Genomic DNA, 11,220 nt, shown 5'->3' on the forward strand with positions numbered 1-11,220 from the left:
GGCCCACCCTCCATCGGTAAGACTGTGAATCACGGAACACCGCTCAGTTCAATAAATTAATAGGTCCTGAGCCTAGACTTCAGAGCAAGAAAAATTAATCATCAATCCAAACCATCAAAACACGGGACTAAACATCTAAGCTGCCGTTTTTGAAGCACTTCGGCCCGCTGCGGGATGCGGACGCAGCTTCCACATGGTCCGTCGTATTTGATCGAATGCATTCACGCCTTTAGGCATGTCTCAACCGCATTGGATGTGACGGGGCGAAGAAGCGGCGTGAAGTTGTTAAACAATGTTGATACAGTTTCGACCAGAGCCAACAAACAACAATGGGACGACACCATTTGTCGTCCATTTTGGAGGTGATTCATGCCGACAGACCAGCAATATGGAGCCAGCATCCGCGCCGAGACATCCTTGTTTGCCAATTGGCCGCCCAATACTCCGCGCGAGATTGGCGATTTCGGCCGCGTGAACGGTTCCCTCTTCGACTTTTACGGTCGCCTCACGCCGGAAGAAATCGAGGCACTTGGCTCGCGCGAAGGCCCGTCGCCGGCGAGCTATGATATCATGATCAAGTCAACGCGGTCGCTGAATGCGCACGCGTCGGGCGAGGCGAATGCCAAGGTTGCCGATGGCAAAGCGCTCCTCGAGATCAAGTTTACCTCAGATCAAGGTGTGGTGTTTACAGCGCCGTCCGTCTCGATCACGGAGATCACCGACCTGCTGGCGCTTGGCCGTTTCCTCAACAAGCGGCGACTGGAAGGCAATTGGGACACCGATCATGCCGTCGTCGTGCAGGTGAGCAAGGCGGATAGCGCGACGATCCTGTTGTCGAAAGAGGATGGCGCGGAAATCAATTTCGAAGTCTCCGCCAATGCCCCGGTCAACGCCCAGCTCGTCGCGAAACTCGATGCTGGGACCTCGATGGTCGATTCTCATGGCGTCGGTATCAAAATTATTGGCGAGGGGCCGCTGACGCCACTGTTCAAACTGGCCTATCTCAAGAAAAAGATCTTCGGCGACCCCAAGATCGTTTACCGTGAGGCGATTGCACCGGACGCGCCACAGGCACCAGATATCCATGATATCGACGATGATTATGTGCTGACGGTGTTCTAGCCGACAATGAGGCGGGCGCTCAACTGCTTCGTCAGATCATCGTCGATCTTGTAGATCTTGAGTTTCCCTGGCGCGGCAAGCGGCGGCGTCAAGCGTTCCGGCGTCGAGAGTATCCAGGCCAAGAGGCCCGGTTCGTAGCGACCCGGATCGAGATGCGCACTGCGCCAGGTTTCCCATCGGCCCTTGTCTATGGGAGAAATGCTTTCGAGCGTGATGCGTCCGACAAAGGCGCCACGCGCCGGACTGGTGATGCCGAAGCGTCGGTCCAGATCAGGGTCGGCATGCTTACCAGTATGGAGCCACAGGGGCCCGCGATAACCCGTATCCCAGCTGCGCACTTCGATCGTTTTGCGGCCTTGCAGGATGAGCTCGGCCCAGGGCTGGCGGATGCTGATCGCGAGATCGGGGAGGCTCATGTCTTTGCCGCCTTGCGCGCTTTCGCCTTCTGTCCGGGCTGTGCGATGCCGAACGTGTCGCAGAATTCGTTGGCGAAGCGCCGCAGGACGCCGGCCACCAAAGCTTCGTCGGGGCCTGCGATGTCGTCGATGAGCGCGCGTGCCTCGGGCGCGAGCTCGTCGATCAGCGCCGTATCATCTGCAGCGTTCAATGCGATATCGACCAATTCCAGATAGCCCCGAAAGGAGGTGCCAACGATCAGGTGCTCGCCGAAGCGCGTATCCTTCAGATCAAACGCATAGCCCGGCCAGTCGGACCATGCGCCCGCACTCGCTTCGGCGGGCCGGGCTGTCCGGCGAACGATACAGGGAGTGCAGACGCCGCAGGGTTGACCGTTAGCCTTATCTAGGCCGCCGACCTTCGGTTGGAACAGATACCAGCAGGTCTCGGTCCGGCGAAACAAGGGCTCGGCCTTCTTTGCGCCAATGGTATGGACGAGCTGTTGGCCGACCTCGCGTTTGGTGAGGGCCAGGAACGGATTGAGGATCGTGAAGCCGCTCTCGAACACGGCGTCGAACAGCTTAACGACGCGCCGGTGCGTCTCGGGATGGGCATGGCGGGTGGGCACGAAATTACCCGACTGCGGCACGGCCGTGCCAAGCACGCCATTTTCATATTGGACGATTCGCTTGGTGCCAAAGCTCTCCGCGACGGCGGCGCCGAGGCAGAGGAACATGAAGGAGCGGATGAAATTCATCCCCTTTTTGCCGCGCCGCCCGGTCAAGCGCCATTGGGTTGGAGGCTGATAGCCAAGCTCGGCGGCAAGCTCGCTCTGGAGCTTGGCCTGGCCATGATAGAAGGAAACGAGCTGGATGGCTCGGCGCGGCCCCTCGTCCGATCCGGCACCGCTCAGACTGTCCATGCCCCCGGAAAAGAGAGTGATTTGCCCGACTGGGCGCTCGTCGGGCGCTGGGCGAACGAAGTCGACCGCATCGGGCCGCTTTGTGAAGGTGAAGATCCAGCGCGAACGGTTGAGGAAGCCAAGACAAGCGCCGAGCAGCGCTCCGCCGGTGCGAGTCCAGAAGTCGGGGTCGCGGACCGGGACTGTCAGTTCCCAAAGGATGGCGGGATCGGTGGCGCGCTTATGGATTTGAGATTCCACACGGTAGATGGCGCCGGCTATGTCAATCAGATCACAGCCACGGGGTGTGAGCTTGCGCGGACCAAATGACCCTTGCACCGTCCAGACCGGCGCGGTTCCGAACTCGAAGCGGGCTTTGCGAAGCGGAAGGCCTTTGCGGACGCCGTGGACTGTGCAGGTGACATTGCTCATGGCCTGACCTTTGCGCGAAGGCGATTGGCGGTCCATTCCGGCTCGCCCGCCAGGATTTTGACCATGTGTGGAAAGCTGGCCTGGGGAATGTCTTGCCAGGCCTTGTGACGAAACTTACTGTCGAACGCTGTAACGATGGCGTCCGATTGGGCCATAGCGAAATCGTTCAGATGCGAGCGCGCGGGCTTGTTCAGGTTTTTGCCCTCGAGACGCAGATTTTCGTAGAGGAATGAGCCCAGAAACAGATTGGACGTGCGGGCAAATGCGTCGGCCTGGGTTGCCGCGAGAACCTGCGCTGCATCGCCGCGATTGCGGATCGCGGGGTTGTCACCCACGACGCGCAGGAAGAAGTCCAGAATGGCGGCCTTGAGCGGGGCCTGCAAAGCCGGGCTGACCGCATGGTCTCCGGTATCGCTCGCCAGGACGGACGCCAGTCGCGCGAGGCAGCCGGGCCCCGCGTCGACCCCATAGCCGCGCTCGACACCATCCCAGCTCTTGTCCTGGGTCAGCATGACGCCCAAGCGGAACATCGCCTCATAGGCGCTCGCGACGCCTGGATCGCTCACAAGGAAGGAGAGATAGTCCTTAGGTAGCTTTCCATAGACTTTGGCGATCGCCTCGAAAGCCGCCGCACGTCCGGGATCGGCCGAGCTGAGCGCGCCGCCGCGCAGTGTGACTGCTCCCATTCCGCCACCGCCGGCATCGCCCGTGCCACCGCCGCCGCCACTGCCATATCCGCCGCTACCGCCACCGGCTCCCGAACCCGAACTCCCCATTAGCGTGTTGCCTCCCATGCTTTTTCTGGTGCGGCTGCGTTATGGTCGACTATCCACTGCGCTGCCCAGTCGAACCGAATCAGCATGGCATCCCATGCGGCCTGATCGCCGCCAGTGAGGAGCAATCCGGCATAAGTCGCGATGATGCGCGCACGATCCGAGCCCGCGTCGAAGGCGGGATTGGCGTCGAGCAGTGCCATCGCTGCGCTCAGAGCGGCAGCTGCTGGCCGCTTCAGGCCGCCATCGAGGAGATATCGTGCTGAGCGCAGATGTCCGTCGATCATGACGCGCGCCGTCCAAGCATGGCCTTGAAAGGGTGTCAGCGCTGCGACGCGGGCGGCCCAAGGCGCGGCATCATATTCCGCTGCAGGCTGCCCTTCGATGTGCCACCAGAACAGGCGCGCTTCGGCTATGGCGACGAGCATTAGATGGTTGGTGGCAAGGCCGACGGACCGAGCTTGCTGAAAGAAAGCCGTCGCGGCTTCCTTGTCACGCCGCCGAAGAGCAAGCCTGCCCGCAACATATTCGAGTTCGGCCGCCACCGTGTGTCCCGTATTGGGTGGCAGGCTGTCGCGCGCTCTGGAGAGATCATCTGATGCGGCATCGAACAAAGCGTCATCGCCCCCCCTGCCCGCCAGCATCATCCGTGCCTCGGCCAGATTGCGCAGCGTAATGGCTTGATCGAGGCCGCTATGCGGTAAGGTAACCCAGCTCGCATAGACCGCTTCATATTGTGGAATTGCGGCACATGGGTCGCCATCGATGAAATGGGTCAAGCGGGCCAGGTCATGCTGGATACGAAGGCGCGTCGGCTTAGCGACATCGTCTGGTGCGCCATCAAGTAAAGCCAATGCTTCGTCCAACGCGGACCGTGCACGTTCTTTTGATCCGGCTGCCCCTGACGACTTTTCAACTTCGGCGATTAGCTCACGCTTATTGGCTTGCACGACAGGATCGAGTTCGTCGTCCTGCGCCAGGTCGAGCCAGTCCATCGCGTCGGTGGGCGAGCCCACCGAAAGATGGGCCCACCCCGCCGACACCTTCCAAGCCTCGTCGATGTCGCGCGGGTCTGCCTGTGTAAACACGTCGAGCAGCGCGCTGGCCCGGCGTTCGTCCCGATAGCGTTTCATGAGTTGTTGCGCGGACGTCGAAAGAGCGGCCGGGTCGCCGCCTGCTTTCGCATGATGCAGGCGTGCCTTGAGTAGGGTTTCGCTTGCGCCCTCATCGAGCTTGGCGCGCGCCGCCATGCCGTCGAGCATGGCGAAGGCGGAGCGGTGCGCCGCAATCAGTTGGTCCGGACCAAATTCATCCACTAAGGACATGGCCCGGGAGAGCGGCATGACGCAGCCGGCCCGGGTCTGGACGAGGAAGCCATTCTGTTTGAGGGCTTCAACCTGTGTGGCATCAATCGCGGCAAGATCGGACTCTGCCGCTGGATAGGCGAGGATCGCCAGAGCCGGCGCAATCGGATGCTGAAGCGGGTCGAAACCGGCCAATGGTGCTGGATCTGCCAACTGCTCCACTTTCCAATTATATGCGGCCATTTCGGCTGGAAATGTCTTTGCGAGGACGATCGCAGAGGCTTTTCCGTCTCGAAGAGACTTCCAAAGCCATGGTTCCTTTTCCGCCGGCTCAATCAACGCAAGCGTCATTGTCTCATGATCGCATAACGCGTGCCAACCAGATTCCGGATCTTCGCTGAGGACAAAGGCGAGTTTCCGCAAACGGCGATCGGGGTCGTCGAACCCATCCGTTTGACGCATCAGTCGTTTCGCCCAGTCGCGGATGACGTTGCGGCCCGTGCCGTCGCGAAAGTCGAAGGTGAGGACCATTTGCGACGTGACCGACTGCAAGCCCAAGACCCGTACCAGCCATTCCGACCGCACCTGGAAGGAACTCGCCGAGCGGTTGACGACCCAAATGCGGCGGTATTGAGCCCACAGACCAGTTTGTGCAACTCCGGCGCCGTCAAGCTCGGCGGTCTCCAATGGATCGACAACGAGCCGCCTCGCGAGGCTTTGCCGTTGGGCCGACGCCGCGGCGTCGGACCATTCGATCTCGTCGGATGGGGCATCGACACACCATGTGACGGGACAAGCCCAGTCATACCGTTCTCCCGCCGGTAACTGGCTTGCCATCAACTTTGCCCGGGCCCGCGCAACGGCGTGGTCGAGCGGACGACCCGCGGCGATTGCGGTAAAAACCTCCGCCGCAAAATCGGGCGCGATATCGTCGGCGAGCGGTGCCAAAGTCGCCAGGACGGCCGACACGCCGACGCTGGCCAGCGCGGCAACGAAGGGCGGCGCAGCACGGGGCGCGGCGAAACGCGGATTGAGCCCAGTCTTGCAGGCCCAGAGCACGACATAGAGTGGGACCCTCCCGCTGGCCTGAGCTGCCTCCTTGACAGCAGCCGCAAGATCGTCCGGGGAAAGCCAATGCCCATCAACGAGGAGAAAGCCAGGCGGGTCTGCGGTCGCATGACCGCTCAGCCAAAGGATTGTCGGTTTGACTTCGATCAGGGCCGCAACGAGATCCGCTTGACCGATTTGGCGGGTTTCGATTGGCGATACGAGCGCTTGCACAGCCGCGTCGAGTTGGGCCCGAGCGTGTTCCAGCGCGGTTCGTTCCGCAACGAGATCCAGGCCCTGCAGGCCTTCGGCTACCTCTTGGCCCTGAAGAAGCATGGTCCGTAGCGGCGCACCAATCTCCTGGGGAGCAACGCCTTTGGCCTCGCCTAATACCAGTCTCACCATGGCGACATCAGACCAACGGGCTTCGCCGAGCGATGCGATCGTCGCTTCCCAAGGACGTTCCCAATGCACGGCCGGCGTGTGAACTGCGAAGCGCCTGATGCCAGGCGCCTCGCCGCCGCATGCGTCTGCCCACCAGCTCAGATAATTCGGCGAATTTGCAAGCTGTCGATAGCGTTCACTGGCTTGAGATTCCAAGTAACGCGGAGCCGCGGCAAAGAATGCAGCATCGATTGGTACGTGGCGCCTATCGCCACCACGTATGACGTCCCAGCCGACGTCGTCGCGCCAAATAAGATTAGTCGTCATCCCCATGCAGCCTGATAGTATCTCGTCCGTACTCGAAAGTCATTGCGCGTTTCAATATGGTCGCAATGATTTCATCCAAAGTGGTGATCGTGCTGCCCAGAGCTCCGAAGACGTTTCGTCAATTATCCGCCTCCGAACTCGATAACGAACATCATCACTCTGGCTCGCTATTGTTACTGGTGCGGTTATTCGATCAAAGGCGCAAGGCCGATGAACGGATGTCCGCTTTTGAGCAGCTGCGCCGGTGCCTTGTACTACCGCTATGCTGGCGACAGCGGCCCCAACCTGCTGACACAAGCAAACGGCAAGTTTGCACGCAAACCTACGTTCCCAGTAATGCCTCGGAGCAGTGCATTTTGGTCGGTAGCTGTCCATGAACGTGAACACTGCGAATGTCGGCTTTCGGTCATCCCTTTCCCGATAGCCGACATTCGCAGGCGAACCGCGCCAGACAAAGCTTGGGACGAAGCGGCCATCCGACGTTGACGCCACGAAGGTCCGGTGTTGACGCAAGCGGCCGCTGGATCGCGATCAGCGCGTTGCACGTGCGATTGAATCATTGAGGTGGGAGCGTCCGATGATCGGCGTCGCCGATCGGGCTGCAGCCGAGCGGACGCCAGACCATCCATCCGGTCGTCCGCGCTGACCAAGACTGAGCCTCGACGTGGGTTCGAGGTCAGATCCTCCAGTAACTCCGGATAAAGGCCTCTAGGGTTTCGCAGCGTGCAGTCACCGCAGCTTTGTCCCATTTGAGACCGGTATTGATTTCACGGCCGATCGTCGCCGTGCCGCGCAATCCGCACTCGACGTAAGTGTCAGCTTTTTCGTTGGGAGCGCGACCGCCAAGGGACGAATTCACGCCGGGCGGCAACATGGTCAGGTTGCCAAGGTTGTGCAGATAGCCGACCTCGGTGTGCTGTGGCTTCACATGCTCGATCGATTTTGCCGGATCGGTTGCCCAGATTTTGTTCCACTCGGACGCGTTGATAGGGCCCCCGGCTTCCGCGGCGAGATGCTCTTCATAGCGAAAGAGAACATAACGGGTGTCTTCGCGACGCCAGTACCACTCGTCCCAATAGCTTTTGAGCGAAATTCGCTCTTCGAGGTCAAAATCCTCGCCAAGGGCCTCGATGGCCTTGGCAGCCGCCTTTGCATCGAGGCCGGCGGCAATCGCGTGCCCTAGATGGGTATATTCCCGGTTATAGGAACGGGCGTCCAAGCGCCCAATCCCAAAAAGGCGGAACGAGGACCGCTCCCATCGTTCAAGTAAATCCGCGGTCGTAGCCGCGTCAAAATTGCGCGCCATGATGGCAATCGCCACGAGCCGGGCTTGCAACACTTTCGCCGGCGCCCGGCGTCTGTTGTCGCTGTGAAGCTCGTGGACGTACCGGTTTATCGCTTCCAACTTTCGAGCAGCCGCGATAATCGGCTTCAGGGCCTGACCGCCCGCCTGAAAGAGCTCGCGCGCTGCTTCCTCCTGAGTCAGAACCTTGTTAGGTGCCCTCTCGCGGGCGAAAGTACCGGCGAACTGCAATGCTTCGTCGGCGTGATCCGCATCTGTCCCGATGGTCCGATAAATGGCCTGCCAAATGACATGCATCTCCGCGAGTCCCGGTTCTCGGGTGCCGACGGGGACATGTTCGTAGATTGAGGCCATAAGCTGGCTCTTCAGCTTGTCGACCCACTTCACGTCGAGCCCGCGACTGTTGAGGACCTCGAACACCCGGTAAACCAGAGACTCGTCGGCGATCTCATGCAGGATCATCGACATTCGGTTGCGGATCGTCGACAGGAGGCCGACCAGCCCGCCGTCCGCACTCCACCCGGCCACGAAGCGCTCGCATTCGGCAATGGCGTCAACGATATTGTAATCAGCTGCCGTCACCACGAGCGTCTCGTCGACGCCGCCCTTTCGGAGATAATCCGTGAAGACGTGGCTGCTGTCATGGTTGGTCTGCAGCAGGACGAGACTGTGCTCATCCCCTTTCACCAGAAGGTCTGCAAGGCCCTGCTTGGCTTTTTGTGCAGCAGCATTTTCAGCGTCCAACGCCTTCTCAATCGCCTTGAGAAGGATGACGAGCGTGGTGATACGCTGCTGTCCGTCGACCAACTCAACGACACGAAACTCCTCCGCGCCGATATCGATTGTCTCACGGGTCAAGCCGACGACCGTCGCCATGAAATGGTCAAGACCGGACCGCTGGGCTTCCTCGATATCGCGAAAGAGATCGGCCCGCTGATGCCGGCCCCAGGAATAGGATCGTTGATAGCCAGGTATGCGGAAGAGTCGGCCTTCAAGAAGTTTGAATACGGTAACGTGGATCGGATTGAGCTGCATATAACGAATTTGGCAGCATTGATGCGGCCTGTCTATTCCGACGGAAAGCCCGGTGTGCGAGGCTGAGGTAATCGGCTTTAGGACGCCGTCGCGATCTGCTGGACGGTGATATCTGGTCGGCTGCCGTCATGAACGTAAGCACTGCGAATGGCTACTTTAGGCTATCGCTTCCCGATAGCCGACAATCTGTTGTCTCCCCTAAACAGTCTGTCTGCTCAAAGCCGTACGCGGACACGCCTCTCAATGGGTAGACTGGTTCAACAACCGCTGTATCCTCGAGCCGATCGGGAACATCACGCCAGCCGAAGCCGAACTACAGTTCTACGCAGCTATGGACCACGCCCCCATAGCTGCGTAATTTGTGCAGACTGGTCTCCGTCAATCCCGGAGAGGCCCAGTTCGAAACCCTTTTTTTTGCTCAAGTTAACCGATCAGAAGCATCTGGTGGACACCAAAGCCGTGCGACAGACGTTCGGCGCTGGACCCATCCAAGATCCTTAAGACGCCTGGCCAACTGCGCCTGTTCGGCAGGTTTGAGCCCTACCTCACAGTCCAATACTTCGGCGGCGATCGTCGCCATGGTCACACCTCCTTGCATGTTCGTACCCAGCCGTTCGCGCAGTACAGGATCCGCAAGCTCCTGAATACGCGCCATTAAAGGCATTATCCCGGACGTTGTGCCGTGAGATAGAGCTGCTTCAACACCCCCGAACAGCAGATCGGAGGCAACATCCGCAACTGTCATCGTTGCCTTGCCACCATATGAAAACGGCAGATTATAAAGACTCTGCTTGCCCATGTTCAGCAGACGCCGCATCTGGTCATCGTGCCGCCCGACTGTCAGGACCTTCGGCAAATGCGCTCTCCACGCTTCGTAAGCGGCGCAACACCATTTACCTTCCATGACAGAGTATATTTCCAGCCGAAGAGAACCGTCGACATCGCAATATCGACAATTCTGCCAGGCCCAGAGGATCACATCATCATCCGTATAATGTCGTATCGGCGGATATCTTCCTTCGTATGAAGATGATAGAACTGCAGCCTTGACGATCTCGTCCCAGAGATGGTCCTCCGAAACGCTGCCTTTCACCTGACTGGGACATAGGCCATTAAGGGTCTCGCGCTTCACTACCGTCCATGTGTCGTGCAGAATATGCCAAATTTCCAGATCGTCTGTTTCCAAGTTGCGTCTCGTATAATCACGCAGCCACGTCTGACGCTGAACATCGCTGTAAAATGAACGTATCGTTCTCTGCTCGAGGACACGCCTGACGATCGGATCCTCATCGTTGGGTGATGCGAGCGATTCAAGAACCTGAACGAACTCCAGCCCCACCTGCCTGTCAGGCACATTTCCTCTCACGTAGAAGGGATAAATGTTATTCAGTTCAGCGTCGCTTAACTGAACCCACAGGGTCTGCCTGGCATCCCACATTTCAATGGCACTTTGACCGGATCTACGTCTGATATTGGTCTTGAGCCACTCAAGGCGCTGGAAGTCTGTATAATAATTGGCTGGATCAACGAGTTGAGCAATCTCGGCAGCGAGCTGAGCACAAGTGGCCTGTCTTCTTATGACATCTGGACACAGAACACTGAGGTTAGACCAAATGCTGACCCAGGTTTTTTCTCTGAGATCCCATATCTCGACCTCAGCTTTCGGCGAACTTTGTCGTATAAAATCTCTCAACCAAGCAAGCCGTCTTTTCTCAAAGTAAGCCTGATCCCCGTCCCTCTCCTCGCGTGTCTTCGGAACTGAGTGAGACCGTTCGTAGTACCTTAGCCAGGCCTGTAGCTTGGCATCAGCCTCAAAATCGAGAGCGACTGACGCCAAAATTGCCGCGTTCGCAGGGGATTCGGCCAGCTTACGACGTATCGTCCTAAAGTCGATGTGCTCAATGCGCACTATTTTATCGGCCATATTGACCTCCTAAGGCATGAAGTTTCGGAAAGTGAGAAAGACTTCAAATCTGGGAGGCGGCCCTGTTGGCCATGGCGTGGTGCGGACGCGCGCAATCGCCCGACCCTCTTTCGAAGGTCGGGGCGCAATTAGACGACTGAAATGACGCGGGAACATCTGCGTCAGCAGTCGATTGTGAGTGATTTATGATGGAATTGGTTGCGGGGGCAGGATTTGAACCTGCGGCCTTCAGGTTATGAGCCTGACGAGCTACCGGGCTGCTCCACCCCGCG

At 59.0% G+C, this 11,220-nt stretch carries 7 protein-coding genes and 1 tRNA gene; 1 reads left to right on the plus strand and 7 read right to left on the minus strand.

Translation table 11 applies throughout. From position 1 onward, the window contains the following. Nucleotides 1-369: 369 nt before the first annotated feature. Nucleotides 370-1,122 carry a hypothetical protein gene (locus JK213_RS15270; RefSeq protein WP_211571858.1) on the plus strand — a complete coding sequence of 251 codons (753 nt, stop codon included), beginning with the start codon at nt 370-372 and terminating at the stop codon, nt 1,120-1,122. Here JK213_RS15270 and JK213_RS15275 read toward each other — a convergent pair. The 7 genes from JK213_RS15275 to JK213_RS15305 form a co-directional block, all read right to left on the minus strand. Next, nucleotides 1,119-1,538: an ASCH domain-containing protein gene (locus tag JK213_RS15275; protein WP_194263492.1), complete on the minus strand. Its 420-nt coding sequence runs from the start codon at nt 1,536-1,538 to the stop codon at nt 1,119-1,121. The two genes, JK213_RS15270 and JK213_RS15275, sit on opposite strands and share 4 nt — an antisense overlap. Beyond that, entirely contained in the window at nt 1,535-2,851 is a 1,317-nt protein-coding gene (locus JK213_RS15280; protein ID WP_194263491.1) for a hypothetical protein, read from the minus strand. The genes JK213_RS15275 and JK213_RS15280 overlap by 4 nt, the downstream gene beginning before the upstream one ends. Continuing rightward, nucleotides 2,848-3,645 carry a hypothetical protein gene (locus JK213_RS15285; protein ID WP_194263490.1) on the minus strand — a complete coding sequence of 266 codons (798 nt, stop codon included), beginning with the start codon at nt 3,643-3,645 and terminating at the stop codon, nt 2,848-2,850. The genes JK213_RS15280 and JK213_RS15285 overlap by 4 nt, the downstream gene beginning before the upstream one ends. Beyond that, nucleotides 3,627-6,686 (minus strand): CHAT domain-containing protein, encoded by a 3,060-nt coding sequence (locus tag JK213_RS15290; protein WP_194263489.1) that lies wholly within the window; start codon nt 6,684-6,686, stop codon nt 3,627-3,629. The genes JK213_RS15285 and JK213_RS15290 overlap by 19 nt, the downstream gene beginning before the upstream one ends. A gap of 676 nt (nt 6,687-7,362) precedes the next feature. Further along, the gene (locus JK213_RS15295; protein ID WP_194263488.1) at nt 7,363-9,024 is read right to left on the minus strand and encodes a DUF262 domain-containing protein; all 1,662 of its coding nucleotides are present in this window, start codon (nt 9,022-9,024) and stop codon (nt 7,363-7,365) included. 418 nt (nt 9,025-9,442) lie between these two features. Beyond that, nucleotides 9,443-10,948, minus strand: a complete 1,506-nt coding sequence (locus tag JK213_RS15300; protein ID WP_194263487.1) for a hypothetical protein — start codon at nt 10,946-10,948, stop codon at nt 9,443-9,445. Between the two features lie 195 nt (nt 10,949-11,143). Then, nucleotides 11,144-11,220: transfer RNA gene (locus JK213_RS15305), tRNA-Met, on the minus strand.

The organism is Gluconobacter sp. Dm-44, assembly GCF_018256175.1.
Lineage (GTDB): Bacteria > Pseudomonadota > Alphaproteobacteria > Acetobacterales > Acetobacteraceae > Gluconobacter > Gluconobacter cadivus.